The following is a 23,892-nucleotide window of genomic DNA, read 5'->3' on the forward strand; positions in this document are numbered from 1 at the left end:
CCTTACGATGACCGAAGCGGCTCGCGTCGGCGATATTATCGGGCATTCCCATGCCCTGGCCGGCATGATTGCCGGCACGATTGTCGGCGGCCTGATCGCCGCCGCAGGCGCGGTGGCAGCGGGGGCGCTGTTCGTCGCCGGCCTGGCGGCTTCCTGTATCGGCGTCGGCGTGCTGCTCATCGGCGCCAGCCTGGCGGTGGGGTATCTCACCGGGGAGGCGGCCACCGCGGCGCGCGACGGCATTGCCGATGCCGGTGCCGGTAGCCTGACTCCCAAAGGCAATATCGTCACCGGCTCCCCCAACGTTTTCATCAACGGCAAACCCGCCGCGCTCGCCACCAACAGCCAGGTAGCCTGCAGCGACGACGGCCCGAGCATGCAGATGGCGCAGGGCTCCGACAAGGTCAGCATCAACGGCCAGCCCGCCTCGCGCGTGGGGGACAAAACCAACTGCGACGCGCAGGTGATGGAAGGCTCGCCCAACGTGTTTATCGGTGGCGGCACCGTCACCACCTTGCCGATCAAGCCCGAAGTGCCGGATTGGCTGTATAAGGTTTCCGATCTGACGCTGCTGTTCGCCGGCCTGGTGGGCGGTGTGGGCGGCGCCGCCGGTAAGCTGGGGGCATTGGGCAAACTGCTGGGCAAGCTGCCCGGCATCAACAAACTGGCGCGCATCGCCTGCCGCGCCGGCACGCTGATGACCGCCACCGCCGCCGTGGGCATTATCGCCCGGCCGGTGGATATCGTTAGCGGCCAAAAATTCCTCGACGGCGAAGACGATCTCGATTTCGTGCTGCCTTCGCGGCTGCCGGTCGCCTGGCAGCGCTATTGGCGCAGCGGCAACCCCGGCGACAGCGTACTGGGCCGCGGCTGGAACCTGTTCTGGGAGAGCAGCCTGCAGCCGTATCAGGACGGCCTGGTGTGGCGTGCGCCTTCCGGCGACTTCGTCGCTTTCCCGCAGGTGCCGCGCGGCCATAAAACCTACTGCGAAGCCGAAAAATGCTGGCTGATGCACAACGACGACGGCAGCTGGCAGCTGTTTGACGTCGGCGAACAGATTTTCCACTACCCGCCGCTGGCGGGCGACCAGCCGAGCCGGCTCAGCATGATCACCGACGCCATCGGCAACGCCACCTCGCTGTTCTACGACGACGAGGGGCTGCTGAGCGAACTGGTGGACAGCGCCGGGCAGCGCCTGATGTGCCGCTATGCACAGGGCCGTCTGCGCGAAGTGGCGCTGCAAACCGCCGACGGTGAACGAACGCTGGCGCGTTATGGTTACGATGAGCAGGGCCAGCTGACGACGGTGAGCAACCGCGCCGGTGAGGTGACGCGGCGCTTTAGCTGGCGCGACGGCCTGATGATCAGCCACCTGGACGCCGCCGGGCTGCTGAACGAATACCAATGGCAAGAGATCGACGGCGTGCCGCGCGTGACGGCCTACCGCAACAGCGCCGGGGAATCCCTTGAGTTCGGTTACGACTTCGCCGGCGGGCGCCGCAGTGCGGTGCGCGGCGACGGCAAACGGGCGGAGTGGCGGCTGGATGACGACGACAACGTGGCGCAGTACACCGATTTCGACCAGCGCCGCTACGGTTTTATCTACCAACGTGGCGAGCTGTGCAGCGTGCTGCTGCCCGGCGGCGCGCAGCGCCAGAGCGAATGGGATCCTTACGGCCGCCTGCTGTCGGAGACCGATCCGCTTGGCCGCGTGACGCGCTATCAATATTCGCGCAACAGCGGCCGGCTGTTCGCCGTCGCGTACCCGGACGGCAGCAGCGAGGCGCAGCACTGGGACACGCTGGGGCGCCCGACGCGCTATGACGATGCGTTGGGCAATGCCACGCTGTACCGCTATCCGGATGACGAAGAGAGCCTGCCCGCTAGTGTGATCGACGCGCTGGGCGGGGAAGTGAAGCTGGAGTGGGATGCCCGCGGCCAACTGACGCGCTACACCGACTGTTCCGGCAGCGTCACGGCTTATACCTACGATGCGCTGGGGCAACTGACGACGCAGACCGATGCCGAAGGCCATCAGACCCATTACCGGTGGGATAACGGCGGCCGCCTGCACACTCTGATCCACCCGGACGGCGGCGAAGAGCGCTTTAACTGGAATGCGCACGGCCAGCTGGCCGAACATCAGGACGCGTTGGGCAGCCTGACCCACTGGCAGTACAACGCCCTGGGGCTGCCGGTCAGCATCACCGATCGCATCAACCGCACCCGGCGCTATCACTACAGCCCGCAGGGCTGGCTGACGCGGTTGGAGAACGGCAACGGCGGCGAATATCGCTTCAGCTATGACGCAGTCGGCCGCGTGCTGGCCGAAGAGCGCCCGGACGACACCCGCCACTATTATCGCTACGGCGCGGCCGGGCTGCTGGAGGAGCACCGCGAGGTCGGCCTGCCGGGCAGCGCAGGCGAGCTGACGCAGCGCGAACAGCGCTTCCGCTTCGACGAGGCCGGGCAACTGGTCTGGCGCGGCAACGCCAGCGCGGAATGGCATTACCGTTTCGACGCCATGGGGCGGCTGCGCGAGCTGAACCGCCTGCCGACGGCGAGCGGCGTGGCGCTGGGCATCGAGCCGGACAGCGTGCAGATGCGCTATGACGCCGCCGGGCGGTTGCTCGGCGAGCAGGGCGTGAATGGCGAACTGCAATACCAATGGGATGCACTGGCCAACCTGCAGGCGCTGACGCTGCCGCAGGGCGATCGCCTGCAGTGGCTGTATTACGGCTCCGGCCACGCCAGCGCCATCAAATTCAACCAGCAGGTGGTGAGCGAATTCACCCGCGATCGCCTGCACCGGGAAACCGGCCGCAGCCAGGGCGCGCTGCAGCAGCAGCGGCGTTACGACGCCATGGGCCGCCGCAGCTGGCAGAGCAGCGCCTTCGGCCACGATAAACTGACCCGGCCGGAAGACGGCGTGCTGTGGCGCGCCTATCGTTACACCGGCCGCGGCGAGCTGGCCGGGGTGAGCGACGCGCTGCGCGGCGAAGTGCATTACGGTTACGACGCCGAAGGCCGCCTGCTGCAACACCGCGAACCCAATCAGGGCAAACCGGGCGCACGGCTGGTGTACGATCTGGCGGATAACCTGCTGGGCGAGCGCAGCCCGCAGAGTGACATCGACGCGCACCTGCCGCTGGCGCCGATCGCCGATAACCGGCTGACGCACTGGCAAAAACTGTTTTACCGTTACGACGCCTGGGGCAACCTGATCAGCCGGCGCAACGGCCTGTACGAACAGCACTACCGCTACGACGCCGACAATCGGCTGGTGCAGGCGCACGGCCGCGGCCCGCAGGGCGAGTTTGAGGCGCAGTATCATTACGATGCGCTGGGCCGCCGCAGCCGCAAGGCGGTGCGCTACAAGGGCAAAACCGAACAGACGACCCGTTTCCTGTGGCAGGGTTACCGGTTGCTGCAGGAGCAGCGCGACGACGGCAGCCGCCGCAGCTGGAGTTACGATCCGGCCAGCCCGTGGAGCCCACTGGCGGCGCTGGAGCAGGCGGGCGACAGCCGCTCGGCAGATATTTACTGGTATCACACCGATCTGAACAGCGCGCCGCTGGAAGTGACCGACGCGGCGGGCAACCTGTGCTGGTCCGGGCAATACGACACCTTCGGCAAGCTGCAGGGCCAGACGGTGGCCGGCGCGGCGAAGCGGCAGGGTGCGCAATACCAGCAGCCGCTGCGCTACGCCGGGCAATACCACGACGACGAAAGCGGCCTGCACTACAACCTGTTCCGCTACTACGAATCCGAGGTGGGGCGTTTCACCACGCAGGATCCTATAGGGTTGGAAGGTGGGCTGAATTTATATGCTTATGGGCCAAATCCTTTAGCTTGGGTAGATCCACTAGGTTTAGATCGTTTCCCTTCGTGGATGGATACCACTCAAGGGTACCAACGTCAGCATTTGATTCCTTACTCACTTAGGAATCATCCTGTTTTTGTGCAATCAGGGATGAGTATTAATGGTGCATCAAATATGATGCGACTTCCTGTTGCAAAAGGAATAGATCCTAATCCGGACTTGGGACTTCATCGTGGCTGGACAAAAGAGCATGCAATATATAATGAAATGATGAAGTCAAAACTAGATGCTTTGGAGAGAGTTGCAAATAAAGAAAAATGGGATTATCGACGAATACAAAATGAAGTATTGAACCTACAGCATGAGGCTCGTAAAGGATTTAAAACAGGAAAGCTTACATGTGCTTGATTACGAGGATAAGGGCATGAACATCTATACTATTAGTAGCTTCTCATTGGGAAATGGAGTTATTGACTTCTCAGACCCAAAGTCAAGATTATCAAGCTTTTTCATTTGGAATGAAGGGGATGGTAAGTTTCTCTCATATTCACTACCAAAAGGTAAAGTACAAAGTACTATGCGGAGTGATAAACTGATAGTTTCAGATTATTTTCCTGCCAATATCGGAGTCCCAGTTTTTTCACAGAGAGCGGTATCTATATTTGAACGTAGAATTGCATCTGAAATGTCCTTCTATAAGTGTACTGTGGAAAATGTTAGTGAAACGCTGTCTTTATGTAAGGTGAATAATTACCTTCCAATTATTGACGAGGAAAGAACAACGTTTAGGGAACTTATTAATGGCACTAAACTAATCGATATTCCTGCCTATAAATGTGATAAAGATTTCTTTATAGCGAGAGATAGTGTCTTTTGTGAGCGAATGATTGTCTCTCAACTATTTGTCGATTTATGTAATGAGGAAGGGGTGAATATTGAGTTTTCACAATGTTAATGAAGTGTCTGGTTTCTAATGGAAAATGTTTTTTAAATTGAGAAAAATAAGGGGGGTAAAGAAAAAATCAGGTTATGAGGCAGGTTCTTTAAAAATAAGAATGAACTGGTCTATATAAACCTCTGGAACGACATTGACGCGCACCAGCCGCTGGCGCCGATCGCCGACAACCGGCTCCGCGGCCCGCAGGGCGAGTTCGACGCGCAGTACCATTACGACGCGCTGGGCCGCCGCAGCCGCAAAACGGTGCGCTACAGGGGCAAAACCGAACAGACGACCCGTTTCCTGTGGCAGGGCTACCGGTTGCTGCAGGAGCAGCGCGACGACGGCAGCCGCCGCAGCTGGAGCTACGATCCGGCCAGCCCGTGGAGCCCACTGGCGGCGCTGGAGCAGGCGGGCGACAGCCGCTCGGCAGATATTTACTGGTATCACACCGATCTGAACAGCGCGCCGCTGGAAGTGACCGACGCGGCGGGCAACCTGTGCTGGTCCGGGCAATACGACACCTTCGGCAAGCTGCAGGGCCAGACGGTGGCCGGCGCGGCGAAGCGGCAGGGCGCGCAATATCAGCAGCCGCTGCGCTACGCCGGGCAATATCAGGACGACGAAAGCGGCCTGCACTACAACCTGTTCCGCTACTACGAACCCGAGGTGGGGCGTTTCACCACGCAGGATCCGATAGGGTTGCGTGGTGGGTTGAACCTGTATCAGTATGCGCCGAACCCGCTGATGTGGGTGGATCCGTTTGGGTTGACTGAGGTTACTGTTGGTCGCTGGATGGGACCGGCAGAATACGAAAAAATGGTTTCCACAGGTAAGGTTGTGCAAAGCACAACGGGAACAACCCATGTAGCATCACCTGCAAATATTGATGCGTTTGGAAAACAAGCTAAACCGGGTACTATGTACGTTGAATTCGAAGTGCCCGAACGATCTTTAATCAAGACCAACGAAGGCTGGGCCAAAATAGTTGGTCCTGACTCGTTGGAGGGGAGATTAGCCAAACGTAAGGGGCTACCAGTACCAGAAATGCCGACTGTGAAAAACATTGAGGTTAAGGCTCATAAAACAGAATCAGGAATTTCAACATGCTCAAAAAAATAAGTGATTGGATCTTATCTAATAGCCATTATGAAGTTAAGTACAATGCTAATGATTTTACAGATAGTCTGGTTGTTGATATAGATGATGATACGAAGATTGCGCGTTTTACGGTGTGGGATGATGCATCTTGTATGTTGGAGATCATTGATGTTGAAACCGGGAACTATATAATTAATGAACGAAGAGAATTATCAGGCGAGGAAGCTGTAATAGAAGCATTTAAAGAGTTTGTATCGTTGCTTAGAACTTAGTTATAAAGATTATTGATCTGAGTTTGATTTACTAATTTTAAATGCTCGTCTTTATGCACTGATGGCTTTTAAATAGCGACCTAGCGAACCCGCTGGCGGCGCTGGAGCAGGCGGGCGACAGCCGCTCGGCGGATATTTACTGGTATCACACCGATCTGAACAGTGCGCCGCTGGAGGTGACCGACGCGGCGGGCAACCTGTGCTGGTCCGGGCAATACGACACCTTCGGCAAGCTGCAGGGCCAGACGGTGGCCGGCGCGGCGAAGCGGCAGGGCGCGCAATACCAGCAGCCGCTGCGCTACGCCGGGCAATATCAGGACGACGAAAGCGGCCTGCACTACAACCTGTTCCGTTACTACGAACCCGAGGTGGGGCGTTTCACCACGCAGGATCCGATAGGGTTGGAAGGTGGGTTGAACCTGTATCAGTATGCGCCAAACCCGCTGATGTGGGTGGATCCGCTGGGGCTGAGTGCGTGTTCATCAGGTACTTCTTTAACCGTAAATAAACCGAAAATTCTGAGCAATTCTAATTTAACTAATGCGGAAGAAGCTATCTTGAAAGACAGTTTACGAAAAAGCAAAATGCACTCAATAGAGCGGCACAGCGTGGTGAGTTGGTTTGGTCTCCTGGGACTCATGATGTTAGAATTTCTTCGGTGCAAAGTTCATATCGACAGGCAGTTGCGGCTCGTTATGAACGAATGTTTGGTCAAGCGCCAGACTTGACAAAACTGAATGCAGATCATCCAGTAGATTTGATTGTTGGCGGTTCACCAACACAAAGATTACAAATGCTCAACGAATCAATAAATAAAAGTGTTGGTAGTTCTTTAAAAAATGCGGGTAGAAAAGCCGGTCTCCAACCGGGCGACCGAATTAGTGAAATAATATTTCAGTAGGGGGGTGTATGAATAAGACTTTCTCTTTCACAACAGATACTGCGACCTTGTCAATTTTTGATTTGGTGTCTTTAAAACATAGAGTTAGCGACGATGCTGATTGGTGGAGCATTCCAGAGGATGAACTGGAAGAAGTAAATAAAGGTAACGTGTTGTTTTTGAATCTTGGTGAGGACGGTCAGTATACGGTTCGAGTTGTTGATAACATAAGTGAGAACTACAAATCGTTATTTTTGAATGTGCCTTCAGGAAAGGTTTTTGTTGGGGCAGGGGAAGATACTAGCGGTGGTGATCTTGAACCTGACGGTTCTGACTATATATCAGGTGAGTTTTTGATTTTGGATATAGGAAATTACGAAGTAAGATTTAGAAGAGACTGTCTCGATATAGTCATTTCATTTATTAAAAGTAGTGAAAATAAAAATGAAGAGAGTGCATTAATTAGGATCTGATTTGTACTTTTTTACAATATGTCAACAATGACCCTCTTTTATTTTAGGGGAATTCGTTGAAAGGAACACCGCGAACCCAATCAGGGCAAACCGGGCGCGCGGCTGGTGTACGATCTGGCGGATAACCTGCTGGGCGAGCGCAGCCCGCAGAGTGACATCGACGCGCACCTGCCGCTGGCGCCGATCGCCGACAACCGCCTGACGCACTGGCAAAAACTGTTTTATCGTTACGACGCCTGGGGCAACCTGATCAGCCGGCGTAACGGCCTGTACGAACAGCACTACCGCTACGACGCCGACAACCGGCTGGTGCAGGCGCACGGCCGCGGCCCGCAGGGCGAGTTCGAGGCGCAGTACCATTACGACGCGCTGGGCCGCCGCAGCCGCAAAGCGGTGCGCTACAAGGGCAAAACCGAACAGACGACCCGTTTCCTGTGGCAGGGCTACCGGTTGCTGCAGGAGCAGCGCGACGACGGCAGCCGCCGCAGCTGGAGCTACGATCCGGCCAGCCCGTGGAGCCCACTGGCGGCGCTGGAGCAGGCGGGCGACAGCCGCTCGGCAGATATTTACTGGTATCACACCGATCTGAACAGCGCGCCGCTGGAAGTGACCGACGCGGCGGGCAACCTGTGCTGGTCCGGGCAATACGACACCTTCGGCAAGCTGCAGGGCCAGACGGTGGCCGGCGCGGCGAAGCGGCAGGGCGCGCAATATCAGCAGCCGCTGCGCTACGCCGGGCAATATCAGGACGACGAAAGCGGTCTGCACTACAATACTCTCAGCCAAGGCAACTGTAACACCAGCAGATCTCAAAACAGGCACTGCAGTTAATACGAGTGCTCGTGATGCTGCGAGGGCTATGGATATCAGACAGATGATGCGGGGCATATATTAGCAAAAGTGCTGGGGGCCAAGGTGGAAAGGGCAATGTATTCCCGCAGTTACCAGGAGTGAATCGTGGGCAGTATAGGACATTTGAGGACTCGGTTCGTAAATTTGTAAATAAGCAAGGTGCGGTCGATATTGAATGGACTTTCAAATATGCTAATGGTGGTGCAAGACCAACATCGATACAGTACGATGTATTCCAAAACGGTCAAAAAGTACTTGGCCGAATATTTACGAACTGATAGGGGTGAGTTATGGAAACGGTAGAAGTAGCAAGAAATGTTTTAACTAATTTCATAATGAAGATGAATGAGTGGGAAATGAGATGCTATCTACTGCTTTCTGCAGATGACTCGGAAAATATTAAGGTTGTGTTGAAAGATGAACTTGATGAGATATTCAATAAGTTCTGTGCGGTGAAGGAAAGGAAGCAAGGTCGTCAAACATCCCTATCTTGTAGTGAACCACCAGAATATTCTCCTGGCGAAGAGGTGCTAAGCTTTGAAATAAACAAAAACAAGGCGGTTTTTGTCACTCAACAACATACGGGATTTAAAAATAAATATAGATATACCCTGCATCTAAAAAATGATGAATGGCGTATTGATAAAAAAGAGTGGCTTGATGACGATAATGGTATTGAAAAATGGAAACAGTGCTACCTTTGATTTTTAATAACGACTCTTTTTTGAAGAGGTAGTTTGGCGTAGCAAGAGTGATGATCCTAGCCGTGAAGGGAGGCAACCTGTGCTGGTCCGGTTAGCGCGACGCCTTTAGGTTGATAGAACACCACGAAACAGGACTACTTGATGCCACCATACCATCGAGTCGGTACCTGTAACCTATTAGCTGTTAAACCAGTAACGGCATGTGCGGTAGCGTGTTAAAGAAGCTTGTCATGTATGTTAACTACGCCGGGTAATATCATGGCGACGAAAGAGGCCTGTGCCAAAATTTACTCCTTTACTATAGTGATAAAAATGAAAGAAATAGCTGATAACATCAGGGCTAATTTAGATGAAGTGCGGTCTCTTTTTTTGAATGAAGAGCTATTAGCTGAAAAGATATCTTCGATTAGCCATGCGGAGCCAAAGGTTGTATCGTGGTCTAAAACTAATGCCTTTAGTATTATTCCATTTTACAATGAGTTAACCGGATTTAAAACTGGAGGAATATTGAGCAAAGAGCCTAAGAGCAAAAGTAATGCATATTGCTATTTTTCAAATGATGACCATATAAATAAAATATATAGCTATAACTCAAAAGGAGTTGTAGCGGATACATCTTATGTCATTAGAGATGGTGATGAGGTTCTTGAAATAAGACAGGGTGTAAAGAGGAACTATTTGGCTATAAGTAGAGTTTTTTTAAACTCTCAAGGACAGCCATCTAAAGCTTTTTTTGCAAATGATGATGGTAATGTATCTGGTTATCATTACTTTTATAAAGATGGGAGAATCGATAGTATATTGACGGTAAGTAATTACTCTCCTTTACCATATGTTATTTTATCATGTGTTTATGACGATGGTAAGATTAGTGAAATTTATTTTAATAACGATAAGGGAAAGGTAGTTGTATATCCTCGCTAGGATATTAAGGTGATTCTTAATTGGCAGGGCGACTTTAGTTATTTACATGCTTCCTGTGGCAGGGCTACCGGTTGCTACAGGAGCTGCGCGACGACGGCAGCCGCCGCAGCTGGAGCTACGATCCGGCGCAGGGACAGCCGCTCGGCGGATATTTACTGGTATTACACCGAACTGAACAGCGCACCGCTGGAGGTGATCGACGTGGCTGATATCTAGACTTTATTTTTCATGCGGAGATTTTTGTGAATAAAGATGATGTTTTAAAAGAACTCGGTAAAATAGAGAGTGATATAGGGTGTAAATTCCCTGTGTTATATAAGAAATTTTTATCGGAGGAAGTGGGTGGTTCTGACGCATATGAATTCACAAAGAAAAATGGAGAGGCCCTCTATATCTTTAATTATAAAGATCTAGTTGAGCGTAATGATACATATGCTATTCAAGACTCGGTGCCTGACTTTTTATTGATAGGGCAGGATGGTGATTTGGGTTATGTTGTAAACCTAAGTGATGGTAGTGATAAGATATATAGCTTAGACCTAGGTGCGCTTGGCAGTTTGGATATAGATGAAGAAGGAAAAGATCTTTACAGTTTACGCATGTAATTATTTTCATGGTAAGATCGATGGATTAATGCTTGCCCCGGCCTTTACTATGCCTGTGGGTTTTAAACTTTTATGATATTATTATTTTCGTTGTAAGTGATAAGCCCGTAAATTAATGGTTTCTGGCTTCCGTTGGAAGTAATGGTTTTCAAATTCACACTAATTTGAACAGTGCGTTATTGGAAGTAAGTGGTGCAATTTATAGCTTAGGCGGGTAATTATTAACATGTTTGAAAAAGATAGCTTATGGTGAACAGTATTGGCTGAAAGGTGTAGAATCCAAACAGCCTGATGGCTACTTTGACTGGGAAGTGCAACATAGGAAAGAACATAACTTGGCAGAGGAAAGCTTTGTTTTTAGCAATTCATGAATCGCGATCCGATAGGGGCAAATATCCCTCCAAATATCCAACTCCTTCCTTATCCTACATCCCCCCAAAACTAAATACCCACCGTGCCATTAATCAGGGTGCGACAGTGCCCGCCGACCCAGGGTTCGCCGTCAATAAAGCGCACGCTCACGCGGCCATCTCGATTAAGTTGGGTGCCCTGGCGCACCTGGTAGCCCTGCGCGGTCCGGCCGCCGTCGGGGAAGCGGCTGGCCTGCAGCAAGCGCGCCAGGCAGGCGTTGGCACTGCCGGTTACCGGATCTTCAATCAAAACGCCGCATTCCACCATAAACGCGCGCATTTCGTAATCGGCCGGCTCGGTTGCGGAGCTGGCGCCATAAACCACCACGCCATCCACATCGCAAGCCGTTTGCAGCCGTTTAATCGTGGCCTGATCCGGCGCCACCGCCAGGCAGGACTGTGCGTCCGGCAGGCGCACCATCAGCCAGCGAATGCCCATCTCGGCAATCACCGGCGGGGTGCCTGCTGCAATCACTGCAGGCCGTAAAGCGGCCGTTAACCGTTCGGTTTCTTCGGCCGCCATTGGGCGGAACTCTACTTCGGGCGCGGCGAACGCCAATGTGCCTTCCGGCAGGATATTGACCGCCACCAGACCGACGCCGCATTCCTGCATCACCGTTCCGGGGCGTTTAGGCGTCAATCCAGCTTCCAGCAGGGCGTGGGCGGTGCCCAGCGTCGGGTGGCCGGCGAAGGGCAGTTCTTTTTCGGTGGTGAAAATGCGCACCTTATAATCCGCCGCCGGGTGCGTCGGTTTAAGCACAAAGGTGGTTTCCGAAAGGTTGGTCCAGCGGGCCAGTGCCAGCATCTGTGCGCTGCTCAGCCCTTCGGCTTCCAGCACCACCGCCACGGGGTTGCCCTGCAGCGGCGTGCGGGTAAAAACGTCCACCTGTTGGTAGGCGCGGGGTGTCACATCATCACTTCTGAGCATTTGCCATCATCCGTTATCAACAAAACCTGATGATAACGATATTTGCAATGGCTTCAAAGGGTTGAGTTTTGTTTTGAGATACCCGCCCGTCGCCATTTCAGCCCCGGTTTGGCGAACATCACCAGGTTACCCAACAGGATCAGGCACAGGCCCAGCACGGCGTTGAAATGCCACTGGTAGCCTTCGTAAATCGTTGAGATGGTCAGCGCCACCAGTGGGAACAGCAGGGTGCTGTAGGCCGCTGCGCCGGCGCCGATGCGGCCGAGCAGGCTGAAGTAGGCGGCGAAGGCGATCACCGAGCCGAAAATCGCCAGATACAGCAGGGAGCCGATGTAGCGGCTGCTGTATTCCATCTGGAACGATGCGCCCTGCGCCAGGGCGATCAATGCCATCAGCATCGCGCCGTAGGTCATGGCGTAGGTGTTGGTGGAAAAGATATCCAGCCCACGGCGCTGATGGCGCGTGCTGATCATGTTGCCCAGCGAGAAGCCGTAGGTGCCGAGCGCGCTCAGGCCGATGCCTTTAAGCAGCTCCGGTGCCATGCGGGTAGCGGCCAGATCTTGCCAGAACAGCGCCACGATGCCGGTCAAACCCAGCAGCGCCGCCGGCAGCAGGTTGGGGCTGGGGCGCTGGCGGAAAAACAGCAGGCTGTTGAGGGCGTTGAACAGCACCGCCATCGAAAAGATCACCGATTCCAGCCCGCTGCTGATATAAGCCGCTGCGTGGTAAAAGCAGAAGAAGTTGAAGCCGAACACGCAGCAGCCCTGCAGCACGCAGAACAGATGATCGCGCGGGGCGATGCGGCGCAGGCGGCGTGTTAACAACAGCACGGCGAACATCACCGCAGCGGAAATGGCGAAGCGATAAGCGATCGACACGGGAATGGCCACCGGGCCTTCCTGTTGCAGGGTAATCGCTATCCAGGTGGTGCCCCAAATCAGCACCACGGCGAGGTACAACAGCGCATTCATGTTCTTTACTCCGAAAAAACCGATAGCGCAGTATCCGCTTTGGCGCGCGGCGGCGCTTGCAGCGCTTTGCGCCCAGTTGCATATTCTTGCGCTTTTTTTGGTAAAAGCGCGAGGCGGCGGCTGGCATGCCGAGGCGCCACTCTTTACACTGTCGGCATGTCGAACAACGGGGCCGGCGATGTCCAACTATCAGGCGTTTGAAACACTGCGCGAACACAAGGCGCGGTTGCACGGCAGCGTGCTGCTGGGTACCGGCGTGGAGCTGGCCGCCTGGTCCAACTGCAACGATCGCGTCACGCAGGAAAGCGCCGATCACCATACCCTGAGTCTGTACGTCGCCGACGGCTACGAGTGCTACCAGCAGGTGCCGGGCGGCTGGCGCAACGGCGGCGGGCCGGATCGCTTCTGCATCATGCCGCGCCAGTACGCTTCCACCTGGGATGTGCGCAGCGATCTGTCATTCGTGCATCTGTACTGCACCGATGACCATCTGCGGCAGTTGGCGGAGCAGACCTGGGATCGCAGCCCGGCGGCGATCAACGTGGAGCAGCGCAGCTTCGGCGAAGATCCGCAGATCACGCTGCTGTATCGCCAGTTTTTGCTCAACTGCGACTGGCGCGACAGCGCCAATTTGCTGGCGCTCAGCAGCGCGTCGAACCTGCTGATGTCGCATCTGATCCAGCGCTACAGCCAGCTGCAGTGGAAGCTGCCGCCGGCGCGCGGCGGCCTGGCACCCGCAGTGGCCAAGCGGGTGCGGGAATATATCGCAAGCCACCTCGATCGGCCTTTGTTACTGGCCGATCTGGCGGCGCAGGCCGGGTTGAGCGAATACCATTTTGCCCGCATGTTCAAACATTCAACCGGCCTGGCGCCACATCAGTTCGTGATGCGCGCGCGGCTGCAACGGGCGGAACAGCTGTTGCGCCACAGCCAACAGCCGATCACCGAGATCGCGCTGGCGTGCGGCTTCAGCTCCGCCAGCCATTTCAGCAACCGCTTCAAGGCGGCCTATGGATTTGCTCCGCTGCAGGTGCGGCAGGGGCGTTAACCGGAAGGGAGAGCAGCATGGATCAACAATTTGCCGGGCTGGGCGTGTTGTTTGTCGCCGGATTCGGGCCGATCGCGCGTGAGAGCGGCGAGAGCAAGGCGTTTTATGTCGAGGCGCTGGGGCTGCCGCTCAAACCGATGCCGGGCAACGAAACCTATCTGCTGTCGGAGCCGGGCGCGCTGGACGGCGTGAAGCATTTCGCCCTGTGGCCGTTGGCGCAGGCGGCGCAGTCTTGCTTTGGCACCGACCGCTGGCCGGCGGATCACACGGTGCCGCAGGCATGGATCGAGTTTGACGTGGCCGACATGGCGGCCGCCACCCAGGGGCTGATCGACCGAGGTTATCGGCTGCTGGTCGCCAATCGCGAAGAGCCGTGGGGCCAGAGCGTTACCCGTTTACTCAGCCCGGAAGGGTTGCTGGTTGGCGTTACCTATACGCCCTGGCTGCGTTAAACGCCACGCCGTTCGCCGCCATTTTCCGGCGATGGGCGGCTTAAGAACAAATACGCATTAGCTTAAAGCGATCTGCGCTATAGACCCATCAAATCCCCGAGTGGTTTCCCTTCCTGAAAGCAGTAATCCCGTTCATTGCGTAAAAACCAATGGCCAGAATGCGCTATTGCCATGCCATTTTACGGCGATTTTTCGCCCGCTTTTTTTGCCGCCAGGTGCCTGATGGGAATAGAGATTATTCTTATATTTCCGCCAACCGTTAAGAAATAATAATGATTCTCGTTTTCAACCATGGAAAGGAGAAGGAACGATGAAAACAGTGAAGCGAACGGGCATCGCGTTGGCGATAGCCCTGACTTTCCCCCTGGCATTGCCTGCCGCTGCGGCGGCGCAAACCTCCCTGACTAACAGTAAGGCGGCGACGATGACGGAAAAACACGGGCAGTTTATTGCGGTCGGTAAAGTGGTGCAGGTGACCTTCGGCGATTTCGCCTTCAATCTGGATTTTACCGATGACAAGACCATGACCTTCACCGGTATCGGCGAAGCGTCGCAGGGCATCACCGATACCGTGCAGTACACTGCGGTGGAGATTCGGCCGAAGGTCTATATGGTCTATTGGCATGAACCGCAGTCCGGCGACAACGTGACGCATGTCGAGGACTTTGAGCGTGGCGAGGTGTACACCAACATCGCCGCCAAGGACGGCAGCTTCACCCATCTGAAAGGGCAGCTGAAAATCGTAGGTCACTCAGGAAAATAAGGAGCAGTTATGAAAAAGGCATTGATCACCTGTGCGATCGTCGGCGGTTTGCTGGCGAGTTACCCGGCGCTGTCAACGGATCAGGCGGCGTCTTACAAGTCGGCCGGCAAGGGCGGTTATCATCATGCTCAGCAAAAGCTGAAGGTGGTGGAAGACCTGTACGCAGGTTTCTTCAACCGTCACGATATCAGCGTGGCGCAAAAGCTGATTGTGGAGAACTACAAGCAGCATAACCCGTTTGTCGGCGACGGCATCAAGCCGTTCCTGGATTTCTTCAGCCAGACCTTTAAAGACAATCCGCAGTACAGCGCCAAAATCTACCGCAGCGCGGTCAATGGCGATCTGGTCTATGTTCACGTCAAATACCAAAATAACCCGCAGGATCGCGGCACCGCCAGCGTGGATATTTATCGGGTGAACGATCAGGGTAAAATCACCGAGCATTGGGACGTCAATCAGGATGTGCCGGAAAAATCGGCCAACGACAATACCATGTTCTGATCCGCAAGGGCCGCTGCGGCGGCCCTCTACATGCCCGTAACACTTTATTTACTTACATAAATAGGAAATGACCGCCGCGTCGAGTAGGCTACGGCCGCCTTTGGCAGTGGTGGCACGGTTGATGGGCGTCATTGTCCCACCACTGCTTGAGGCGTTTCCCCGCATTTCCCGTTATCCCGCGCGTTGATTCTCCACTTTTTTGAACTGATGCCGCAGCTGCAGCGCATTGCAAAGCACCAATACCGCCGTGACGGCGAACACCCAACGGAACCCCATCATCGCCGAAATGCCCGATCCCAGCAGCGGGCCGACCACGTTGCCCAGGTACATAAAGGATTGGTTATAGCCGAAGATGCGCCCGGTCACCTGATCGGAGGAATACTTCAGCAGCAGCGCCTGCACCGCCGGCATCAGCGCGCCATCGGCGAACCCCAGCAGGAAGCGCAGAATGCCCAGCTGCAGCGGCGTATTCACCCAGGCCATCACGGCGAACAGGCCGGTGGTGAACAGCAGCGCGGCGATCAGGATGCGCGCGGTGCCGATGCGATCGCCGAGCCGCCCGAGGCGTGGCGCCGAGATCAGCGCCGCAATGCCGGGCATGGCGGCGATCATGCCGCTGACAAAGGCGATATTGCTGACGTCGCCCGACAGCTCGCGGATGAACAGCGTCAGGATCGGGCTGATGGACGAGTTAGCCAGCTGGATCATCAGGGTACAAACGAACAGCGTGACGATCAGCGTCGGATAAGGCAGCGAACGGAATACCGCCTTGCCGCTCAGCTGATCCGCTTTTTTCACCGTGATGCGCCTCTCCTTAATCAGGAACAGCGTCACCAGGAAGCTGACGAACATCAGCCCGGCGGTGACGAAAAACACCACCCGCAGCCCCAGATGGTCGGCCATCAGTCCGCCCAGCAGCGGCCCGGCGATCACGCCGGAGATCTGCCCGGTAGAGAGCGTGCCCAGCGCCCAGCCGCTTTTATCGCGCGGCGCCTGCGAGGCGACCAACGCCATGGCGTTGGGAATATAGCCGGACGTCAGCCCCATCAGGGCGCGCAGCGCGAACAGCTGCCAGACGTTGGTGGCCAGCCCCTGCAGGGCGATGACGATCGCCATGCCCAGCGAGGCTCGCAGCAGCATCAGCTTGCGGCCTTTGCGGTCGGCGAGGCTGCCCCACAGCGGCGACACCACCGCCGAGACCAAAAAGGTGCCGCTGAACACCAGCCCGGACCACAGGCTGAGGGATTGATGATCGCTGACGCCGAGCTGTTCGACGTACAGCGGCAGAAAAGGGAGGATTTGGCTCATCGCTAGCCCGGTGAAGAAACACCCGAGCCAGACCGAGATCAGATTGACTTTCCACGCTTCCATCGGCTTATCGTACCACGTTGAATAAGGAGGGATTTATTAAGCAAAATAATAATAACACTGCGAACTAGTCGGCGAGGGGCAAATGCGTGAGCAAACGTAACTCTGCCGGCTGCAGTGTCTTTTTTGCTATATATTAATAGCTATATTATCATAGGTAACTAGATTAAGCCAGAGCGGCGCGGTAGCCAGGAAGGGCACCGCGCGATCCGGCGGTGTGAAGGTAGGGATAAACTGAACGCTATGATTGATGCCAATGAAAAAAGATCATCCTGAAGACGTGACGCTGTTGCGCACGCAGTTAATGTCGCTGGTGCGCCGTTTGCGGCGCGAGTCGCGCAGCGACGAAAAATCCTGGGCCCAGCTGATGCTGCTGGGAGCTATCGATCGCCATGGCGGCGAGGCGACGCCGTCGCTGCTGGCGGAGTCGGAGCGTATGCGTTCCTCTAACCTGGCGGCCGCACTGCGGGAGCTGGAGGCCGACGGGCTGCTGGTGCGCACGCCGGATGCCGAAGACAAACGCCGGGTGCGGGTGCGCTTGACCCCTGCCGGGCTGGGCCTGCTGCAGCAAAGCCGCACCCGGCGCGAGGCGTGGTTGCTGGCGGCGATGGAAAGCTGTTTAACGGAGCAAGAACAGGCGCAGCTGATCGAAGCGGGGGCGTTGATGGCGCGGCTGGCGGCGGCGCCGCCAACGGACGCGGAATAATCGCCGGGCCGCCCGTGCGGCGAGGTTATGGCATCGGCCAATCGACCGGCATGGTGCTGACCACGTCTACGTAGCGATCCCAGGCCGACGACCAGAATTGGGTGAAGGCTTCCAGCGTGAGATGGGTGCCCATCAGCCCCATCACGAACCAGCAGGCGGTAAACAGGCCCAGGCTGCTGAACATGAACGCCATGCCATTGCGGCTGGTTTTACGGCAAACGACGTTTAACTGGCTGGCGAAGAACATCATCACGGCGCTCAGCAACTCCCAGCGCATCATGATTAAACCGGTGGCAATGGTACTCATCGAACTCGATCCTATGTAACAAAAGCCGCATCCGGCAGGGCGCCGACAGGGAGATGCGGAGGGGAATAACGGGAATAATGTGATTTGGGTCACATTGTAGCATTGGGGTGAACGGCGGCTCAATGGGGAGCGCGGTGAAAAAATCGCCGCCGGTAACATTCCAATATGCTGAAACAGTTATGCCATTTCATTAGCAACCTTTTCATGGGGCGGCGCGCCCGATAACGCTATGCTTGCCGGCTTTTCAGTTCCCTGATTTTGCGGGGAAATGTGACGCAAAAGGTACCGGCACCGCATGGCCCTGTTAAAAGAAAAAATTCGCGACCACTCTGCGGAAGAGAGGCTGTTCATCCGCCGGGCGGCCGTGGCGCTGGCGCTGGTCGTCGTCTGTTTCGGCGCGCTGATCGTCAACCTCTACCGGCTGCAAATTCGCCAGCACGGCTTTTATCAGACGCGCTCCAATCAAAATGACATCAAGATGCTGCCGATCGCGCCCAGCCGCGGGCTGATCTTCGATCGCAACGGCATTCCGCTGGTGCGAAACGTGACACTGTATCGTATCGAAGTCACGCCCAGCAAAGTCGCCGACATGGCGGCGCTGTTGCGGGCGTTGACGCCGGTCGTCGATCTGACGCCGGAAGACATCAGTGCGTTTCGCGACGATATGCACCACAACAGCCGCTACAAACCGGTCACGCTGAAGGCGGGGCTGAACGACACCGAGGTGGCGCGCTTCGCCGTTAACCAATACCGTTTCGACGGGGTGACTATCGATACCTATCAGCAGCGTGAGTATCCTTATGGCGCCCAGCTGGCGCACGTGCTGGGCTATGTGTCGAAGATCAACGACAGCGATCTCAAGCGCCTGGACAAGGCCGGCCTGAGCGAGAACTACGCCGCCGACCGCAATATCGGCAAACAGGGCATCGAAGCCTATTACGAGTCCGAACTGCACGGCACCACAGGTTATCAGGAGGTGGAGGTGGATAACCACGGGCGCGTGATCCGCTTGCTGAAGGAGCAGCCGCCGCAGGCCGGCAAAAACATCTATCTGACGCTGGATCTGCCGCTGCAGCAGTACATCGAATCGGTGCTGAAGGGGCAACGCGCCGCGGTGGTGGTGGAAGACCCGCGCGACGGCGGTATCCTGGCGATGGTCTCCAGCCCCAGTTACGATCCCAACCCCTTCGTCAAAGGTATCGGCTACCAGGCCTATAAAGCGCTGCTGCACAACCCGGATTTGCCGCTGATCAACCGCGTCACCCAGGGGTTGTATCCGCCGGCTTCCACGGTGAAGCCCTACATGGCCGTTTCGGCGCTGTTCGCCGGGGTGATCACACCCACCACCACCTTTTTCGGCGCGCCGACCTGGACGCTGCCCGGCACCGAACGCCGCTACCGCGACTGGCTGAAAACCGGCCACGGCATGCTCAACGTGACCAAAGCGATCGAGGAGTCCGCCGACACCTTCTTTTATCAGGTGGCCTATGAGATGGGCATCGATCGCATTCACCACTGGCTGAGCCAGTTCGGTTACGGCCAGTCGACCGGTATCGATCTGAACGAAGAGTACCGCGGCGTGCTGCCGAGCCGCGACTGGAAGCTGAAGGTGCACAAAAAGGGCTGGTATCAGGGGGATACGGTCTCGGTGGGCATCGGCCAGGGGTATTGGGTGGCGACGCCGATCCAGATGGTGAAAGCGCTGACCACGCTGCTCAACAACGGCCAGGTGAAAACGCCGCATCTGCTGTATTCGCTGCAGCAGGGCAACCGCGTGACGCGCTACCTGCCGCCGGCGCAAGCGGCGCAGATTGGCGATCCCAACTCGCCTTACTGGGGCATCGTGCGCAACGGCATGTACGGCATGGCCAACCTGCCGAACGGCACCGGTTACAAGCTGTTCCATACCGCGCCTTACCAGATCGCCGCCAAATCCGGCACCTCGCAGGTGTTCAGCCTGAAGCAAAACCAAACCTACAACGCCAAAATGATCCCGGTGCGGCTGCGCGATCACATCTTCTATACGTTGTTCGCCCCGTATAAAAACCCGCGGGTGGCAATGGCGCTGATCCTGGAAAACGGCGGCGGCGACGGCGTGGTGGCGGGGCCGACCGCGCGCGCGATCCTCGACCACATTTTCGACCCGGCCAACGCGCCGCAGTCCGGCGACCCGGCGCAAAGTAAACCGCAGTTAAACGACAGTGCGGATGTGCAACGGTGATGCGGTTTGTTTTTACTTTCTTACAAACTGCAATCTCCTGACCATTTCCGGCAATGTAGACTGAAATAACACCATAAACCGAATAAAAACGCAGGGTTAACACAACAGTGGCGCCATCGACCAAAAAGAGCGGTAAAACCTATTCCACAGTTCGTTTCGGCTGGATTTGCGCCGGCATGCTGGTCTGTTTTTTTCTGTTGGCGTTCCGGGTCGGCTATCTGCAGCTGTTGGAACACCAGCAGTTGGCGGACCAGGCTGACCAGCGTTCGATCCGCACCCAGGTGGTGCCGACCAACCGCGCCATGATCACCGATCGCAACGATGAGGCGCTGGCGGTCAGCGTGTCGTCCAAAGACATCGTGCTGGATCCGAAACACATTCTCGATACCCAGACCGACACTAGCAACGAGCGCTGGCAGAGCATGGCCAACGTGCTGAAGATCCCGCTGGCGGACATCCAGCACCTGATCCAGAGCAACGCGCGCAAGCGCTTCGTTTACCTGGCGCGCAAGGTGGAGGACGATAACGCTGCCTACATCAGTAAGCTGCACCTGACCGGCGTCAGCACCGAGCAGGATTTCAGCCGCTTTTATCCGATGGGCCAGGACGCCGCCGGGCTGATCGGCATCGTTGGCCAGGACAATCAGGGGCTGGAGGGCATCGAGCTGGGCTTCAACCCGCTGCTGCAGGGTAAAAACGGCCTGCGGGTCTACCAGAAGGACGGCAGCGGTGCGGTGATCGGCGTGCTTAAAAGCGTGGATCCGGTGCCGCCGCCGAATGTGACGCTCAGCATCGACAAATTTATCCAGTACGTGCTCTATGCGCAGATCCGCGACGGCGTGGTGGCTAACCAGGCCGACTCCGGCTGTGCGGTGCTGGTCAAGATCGACACCGGCGAGATCCTCGGCATGGCCAGCTACCCGTCGTTCAACCCGAACAACTATGGCAGCACCCCGGCGAAGGATATTCGCAACGTGTGCAGCAGCGACAGCTTCGAGCCGGGCTCGACTGTGAAACCGGTGGTGGTGATGGTTGGGCTGGAGCATAAGCTGATCCGGCCGGATACCGTGCTGGACACTACGCCGTATCGGGTGAACGGTCACCTGATCAAAGACGTCGGCCACTGGTCGAAGTTGACCATCACCGGCGTGCTGCAAAAATCGAGCGACATCGCGGTATCGCACATTGCGTTGGCGTTGCCCGCCACGGTGCTGCCGGCGGTCTACCGCAGCTTTGGCCTGGGGCGACCGACCGAGCTCGGCATCGGCAACGAGAGCAGCGGCTACCTGCCGCAGCATCGCGAACGCTGGGCGGATATCGAACGCGCCACCTTCTCCTTCGGCTATGGCCTGCGCGTGACGCCGCTGCAGATGGCGCGCGAGTATGCCGCTATCGGCGCCTTCGGCGTTTATCGGCCGCTGTCGATCACCAAGGTGACGCCGCCGGTGATGGGGCAACGTATTCTGCCGGCCGATACGGTGAAAACCGTGGTGCATATGATGGAGAGCGACGCCTTGCCGGGCGGCAGCGGGGTGAACGCCGCGGTGCCGGGTTATCGGCTGGCGATCAAAACCGGCACCGCCGAGAAAATGGGCCCGAGCGGTAAATACGACGGCGGGTATATCAACTATACCGCCGGCGTGGCGCCGGCCAGCGATCCGCAGGTGGCGCTGGTGGTGATGGTCAACAACCCGAAAGCCGGCAAACACTTCGGCGGTTCGGTGGCCGGGCCGGTGTTCGGCAAGATCATGGCCCAGGTGCTGGAGCACATGAATATCCTGCCGGACGCCCAGCCGCTCAACGTGGTGTCGTCGGTCAAGAGCTAACCCGCGGGTTAACGCGATTCCAGCAGGCGCTTCAACGCCTGCAGATCGGCGTTCACCAGCCCGGCGTCGTGGGCGAACTGCGCGTCGTCCATGCCCGGCTGGCGGAACAGGGTGAAGATCACCTCGGCGCCTTGCCGGTTGGCGAGCGCGCGCAGCGGCACGTAGATCACGCTGCCGTCCGGCAGCGTCACCCAATGATCCAGCACGCCGAAGGCGTTCGGCGCGCTGAAGCGAATGCGGATCCGCCCCTGCGGGGTATCCGCCATCCAGTCTTCACCTTCCTGCCGCAAACTGTTGGCTAACCCTTTGGCCCACAATGGGAAGTTTTCCGGCCGGCTGAGAAAGGCGTATACCTCGTCACAGGGGCGGTTGATGGCGACATGCAGCGTCTGCGCGCTCAGCATCGTGATTTCTCCGGTTGACGGCGATACTTCAGTGTAGATCCCGCTGCGCTCAGAAGTAGTAACCGATGTTTACGTTGGTGCGAAAATACCATTTATTGCTGCCGGAGGACTGGGTACCGGTCCAGCCGGTGGCGTTTTCCACGCCGCCCCACGGGTTGGCGTTTTGCGCCCAGGTCAGATCCACCCACAGCATCACCGGCATGGCGAACACCTGCACCCCGAGCGTATTCATTTTGGAGTTGGAGCCGCCGCGCTTATCTTTCCAGAGCACGCTGTAGTCGTTGTAGAACCGCAGTTTTTTCACCGGACCCCAGGGCACCTCGACGTCGCGCGCCAGGTTAATGGCGGCGGTGGTGGCCTGCGAGGGGATCAGATAGGCCGGCGTCAGGCCGTTGCCGCCCATCAGGATCACCGAATTGTTGGCTCCGGCCGGGCCTTTGGCGTCATAACCGTAGCGGATCACCTGGCCGGACAGATGCCAGGCATCTCGATTCACCAGCGTGTGCAGGCCGGCCGCCCAGAAGCTGCCGTCATCGCCGGTCGCCTGGTTGTAAAGCCGCGAGGCCGCCAGCGAACCGCCGAGCTCGTTATCCCAGCCGCCCGGGTGGAAAGCGTGCGTCAGCCGCAGGTTCAGCTGATCGCGTTTTTCGTTGCGCTGCAGGTGCTGCGAGGCAAAGTTGGTGTTCTTCAGATCGTCGTAGCTGGCGACGTCGGGGGCGTAACGCACGCCGGCCGGCATCATGCGTGGGTAGTAGGCGGCGTCGAAGGCCCAATCGCCCTGTTGATATTGGTATTTGGCGCCCAGCCCGGTGTTGACGCCGAAGCCGAGGTAAAACGGAATGCCATACGACCAACCGAACTGCGGGTAGGGCATCAGGCCGAACGGTTTGAACGGCGCGCCAAGCTGCACGGCGGAACGCTCAGACAGGTGATAGCCGACATAGGCGCGGTCGATGGCGTATTTGCGCCGATCCTGAAACCAGAATCCGCTATCGAAAAATGCGTCGTTTACCTGACCGGCGGCGTCGATGCGAAAGGCGTCAAAGCGTAAATGCGGCGGATGCCGATAATTGCTGCTGTGCCAGTCTTCATAACGATAATTGGCGCGCAGTGCGCCGCCGATATCGATACTCTTTTTATTGTCATCGCTTTGCCAATGAATATGGGGAAATGCCGGACGACTTTTTTTGACCGGCGCCGCGGTGGCGGCCGTGTCGTTGGCTAATGCGGAGGTTGCCGCATAACTCACTGGTGAAACAAGCAAAAAACAAAGGGTGATCTTGCGCATGTCCGGCCCCTGATGAATGTTTGGTCTTTATTAAGACGAGCGGGTTTTACCTGAAAATAAGGCGTTGGTGCTCGTTTTTTTTATATTTGAGACGATTTCATTGCGCGTTTCATATATTAAATTCATTT

At 56.8% G+C, this 23,892-nt stretch carries 22 protein-coding genes and 4 pseudogenes; 19 read left to right on the top strand and 7 right to left on the bottom strand.

The genetic code is table 11. The features are described 5' to 3' along the window. Nucleotides 1–7 precede the first annotated feature (7 nt). Nucleotides 8–4,231, top strand: coding sequence for an RHS repeat-associated core domain-containing protein (locus AC6BYQ_RS00110; RefSeq protein ID WP_498056035.1), 4,224 nt, complete (start codon nucleotides 8–10; stop codon nucleotides 4,229–4,231). A 16-nt stretch (nucleotides 4,232–4,247) separates the two neighbouring features. Then, nucleotides 4,248–4,778: a hypothetical protein gene (locus tag AC6BYQ_RS00115; RefSeq protein ID WP_498056036.1), complete on the top strand. Its 531-nt coding sequence runs from the start codon at nucleotides 4,248–4,250 to the stop codon at nucleotides 4,776–4,778. Nucleotides 4,779–4,850: 72 nt separating this feature from the next. Here AC6BYQ_RS00115 and AC6BYQ_RS00120 read toward each other — a convergent pair whose 3' ends face one another. Next, nucleotides 4,851–4,991, bottom strand: a complete 141-nt coding sequence (locus AC6BYQ_RS00120) for a hypothetical protein (RefSeq protein WP_498056037.1) — start codon at nucleotides 4,989–4,991, stop codon at nucleotides 4,851–4,853. Here AC6BYQ_RS00120 and AC6BYQ_RS00125 point away from each other — a divergent pair. The 10 genes and pseudogenes from AC6BYQ_RS00125 to AC6BYQ_RS00170 all read left to right on the top strand — a co-directional run. Beyond that, nucleotides 4,941–5,882: pseudogene (locus AC6BYQ_RS00125) on the top strand (RHS repeat domain-containing protein); the annotation flags it as partial. The gene AC6BYQ_RS00120 and the pseudogene AC6BYQ_RS00125 sit on opposite strands and share 51 nt — an antisense overlap. Further along, nucleotides 5,867–6,133, top strand: coding sequence for an immunity protein TriTu family protein (locus AC6BYQ_RS00130; protein ID WP_498056038.1), 267 nt, complete (start codon nucleotides 5,867–5,869; stop codon nucleotides 6,131–6,133). The pseudogene AC6BYQ_RS00125 and the gene AC6BYQ_RS00130, both read left to right, overlap by 16 nt. Nucleotides 6,134–6,222: 89 nt before the next feature. Then, nucleotides 6,223–6,609 (top strand): annotated as a pseudogene (locus AC6BYQ_RS00135) (RHS repeat-associated core domain-containing protein); the annotation flags it as partial. Nucleotides 6,610–6,857: 248 nt separating this feature from the next. Beyond that, nucleotides 6,858–7,034 (top strand): hypothetical protein, encoded by a 177-nt coding sequence (locus AC6BYQ_RS00140; RefSeq protein WP_498056039.1) that lies wholly within the window; start codon nucleotides 6,858–6,860, stop codon nucleotides 7,032–7,034. A gap of 8 nt (nucleotides 7,035–7,042) precedes the next feature. After that, complete coding sequence (locus tag AC6BYQ_RS00145) at nucleotides 7,043–7,486, top strand: DUF6386 family protein (RefSeq protein WP_498056040.1); 444 nt, start codon at nucleotides 7,043–7,045, stop codon at nucleotides 7,484–7,486. 63 nt (nucleotides 7,487–7,549) lie between these two features. Then, nucleotides 7,550–8,260: pseudogene (locus AC6BYQ_RS00150) on the top strand (RHS repeat domain-containing protein); the annotation flags it as partial. Between the two features lie 368 nt (nucleotides 8,261–8,628). Next, nucleotides 8,629–9,042 (top strand): NTF2 fold immunity protein, encoded by a 414-nt coding sequence (locus AC6BYQ_RS00155; RefSeq protein WP_498056041.1) that lies wholly within the window; start codon nucleotides 8,629–8,631, stop codon nucleotides 9,040–9,042. A 258-nt stretch (nucleotides 9,043–9,300) separates the two neighbouring features. Beyond that, nucleotides 9,301–9,966, top strand: a complete 666-nt coding sequence (locus tag AC6BYQ_RS00160; RefSeq protein WP_498056042.1) for a hypothetical protein — start codon at nucleotides 9,301–9,303, stop codon at nucleotides 9,964–9,966. Nucleotides 9,967–10,010: 44 nt separating this feature from the next. Continuing rightward, a pseudogene (locus tag AC6BYQ_RS00165) lies at nucleotides 10,011–10,173 on the top strand (RHS repeat-associated core domain-containing protein); the annotation flags it as partial. Between the two features lie 35 nt (nucleotides 10,174–10,208). After that, nucleotides 10,209–10,571: an SMI1/KNR4 family protein gene (locus AC6BYQ_RS00170; RefSeq protein ID WP_498056043.1), complete on the top strand. Its 363-nt coding sequence runs from the start codon at nucleotides 10,209–10,211 to the stop codon at nucleotides 10,569–10,571. A 441-nt stretch (nucleotides 10,572–11,012) separates the two neighbouring features. Here the strand turns inward: AC6BYQ_RS00170 and AC6BYQ_RS00175 are convergent, their stop codons facing one another. Beyond that, nucleotides 11,013–11,909: a PhzF family phenazine biosynthesis protein gene (locus AC6BYQ_RS00175; protein ID WP_498056044.1), complete on the bottom strand. Its 897-nt coding sequence runs from the start codon at nucleotides 11,907–11,909 to the stop codon at nucleotides 11,013–11,015. Nucleotides 11,910–11,962: 53 nt separating this feature from the next. Further along, a complete protein-coding gene (locus AC6BYQ_RS00180; RefSeq protein WP_063919433.1) occupies nucleotides 11,963–12,880 on the bottom strand; it encodes a DMT family transporter in 918 nt (305 codons plus the stop codon). A 178-nt stretch (nucleotides 12,881–13,058) separates the two neighbouring features. Between AC6BYQ_RS00180 and AC6BYQ_RS00185 the strand changes: the two genes are divergently transcribed. The 4 genes from AC6BYQ_RS00185 to AC6BYQ_RS00200 all read left to right on the top strand — a co-directional run bounded on the left by AC6BYQ_RS00185 (nucleotide 13,059) and on the right by AC6BYQ_RS00200 (nucleotide 15,644). Next, entirely contained in the window at nucleotides 13,059–13,928 is an 870-nt protein-coding gene (locus tag AC6BYQ_RS00185; protein WP_019456321.1) for a helix-turn-helix domain-containing protein, read from the top strand. 17 nt (nucleotides 13,929–13,945) lie between these two features. After that, nucleotides 13,946–14,380 (top strand): VOC family protein, encoded by a 435-nt coding sequence (locus AC6BYQ_RS00190; protein WP_498056045.1) that lies wholly within the window; start codon nucleotides 13,946–13,948, stop codon nucleotides 14,378–14,380. A 310-nt stretch (nucleotides 14,381–14,690) separates the two neighbouring features. Next, entirely contained in the window at nucleotides 14,691–15,143 is a 453-nt protein-coding gene (locus AC6BYQ_RS00195) for a MoaF-related domain-containing protein (RefSeq protein ID WP_498056046.1), read from the top strand. Nucleotides 15,144–15,152: 9 nt separating this feature from the next. Further along, nucleotides 15,153–15,644, top strand: coding sequence for a nuclear transport factor 2 family protein (locus tag AC6BYQ_RS00200; RefSeq protein ID WP_019456318.1), 492 nt, complete (start codon nucleotides 15,153–15,155; stop codon nucleotides 15,642–15,644). Between the two features lie 171 nt (nucleotides 15,645–15,815). On the opposite strand, the gene AC6BYQ_RS00205 is transcribed toward AC6BYQ_RS00200, so the two are convergent. Next, complete coding sequence (locus tag AC6BYQ_RS00205; protein ID WP_498056047.1) at nucleotides 15,816–17,015, bottom strand: multidrug efflux MFS transporter; 1,200 nt, start codon at nucleotides 17,013–17,015, stop codon at nucleotides 15,816–15,818. Nucleotides 17,016–17,268: 253 nt separating this feature from the next. Here AC6BYQ_RS00205 and AC6BYQ_RS00210 point away from each other — a divergent pair, with 253 nt between their 5' ends. Further along, nucleotides 17,269–17,718, top strand: a complete 450-nt coding sequence (locus AC6BYQ_RS00210) for a MarR family winged helix-turn-helix transcriptional regulator (RefSeq protein ID WP_019456317.1) — start codon at nucleotides 17,269–17,271, stop codon at nucleotides 17,716–17,718. Between the two features lie 25 nt (nucleotides 17,719–17,743). Here the strand turns inward: AC6BYQ_RS00210 and AC6BYQ_RS00215 are convergent, their stop codons facing one another. After that, nucleotides 17,744–18,025 (bottom strand): YjcB family protein, encoded by a 282-nt coding sequence (locus tag AC6BYQ_RS00215; RefSeq protein ID WP_498056048.1) that lies wholly within the window; start codon nucleotides 18,023–18,025, stop codon nucleotides 17,744–17,746. Nucleotides 18,026–18,320: 295 nt separating this feature from the next. Between AC6BYQ_RS00215 and mrdA the strand changes: the two genes are divergently transcribed. After that, complete coding sequence (gene mrdA, locus AC6BYQ_RS00220) at nucleotides 18,321–20,246, top strand: penicillin-binding protein 2 (protein ID WP_498056049.1); 1,926 nt, start codon at nucleotides 18,321–18,323, stop codon at nucleotides 20,244–20,246. A 107-nt stretch (nucleotides 20,247–20,353) separates the two neighbouring features. Next, nucleotides 20,354–22,072: a penicillin-binding transpeptidase domain-containing protein gene (locus AC6BYQ_RS00225; RefSeq protein ID WP_025159737.1), complete on the top strand. Its 1,719-nt coding sequence runs from the start codon at nucleotides 20,354–20,356 to the stop codon at nucleotides 22,070–22,072. A gap of 8 nt (nucleotides 22,073–22,080) precedes the next feature. Here AC6BYQ_RS00225 and AC6BYQ_RS00230 read toward each other — a convergent pair whose 3' ends face one another. Continuing rightward, a complete protein-coding gene (locus AC6BYQ_RS00230; protein ID WP_498056050.1) occupies nucleotides 22,081–22,476 on the bottom strand; it encodes an SRPBCC family protein in 396 nt (131 codons plus the stop codon). A 49-nt stretch (nucleotides 22,477–22,525) separates the two neighbouring features. Beyond that, a complete protein-coding gene (locus AC6BYQ_RS00235) occupies nucleotides 22,526–23,764 on the bottom strand; it encodes a putative porin (protein ID WP_498056051.1) in 1,239 nt (412 codons plus the stop codon). Between the last annotated feature and the right edge of the window lie 128 nt (nucleotides 23,765–23,892).

The organism is Serratia sp. LTN-2 (assembly GCF_059740205.1).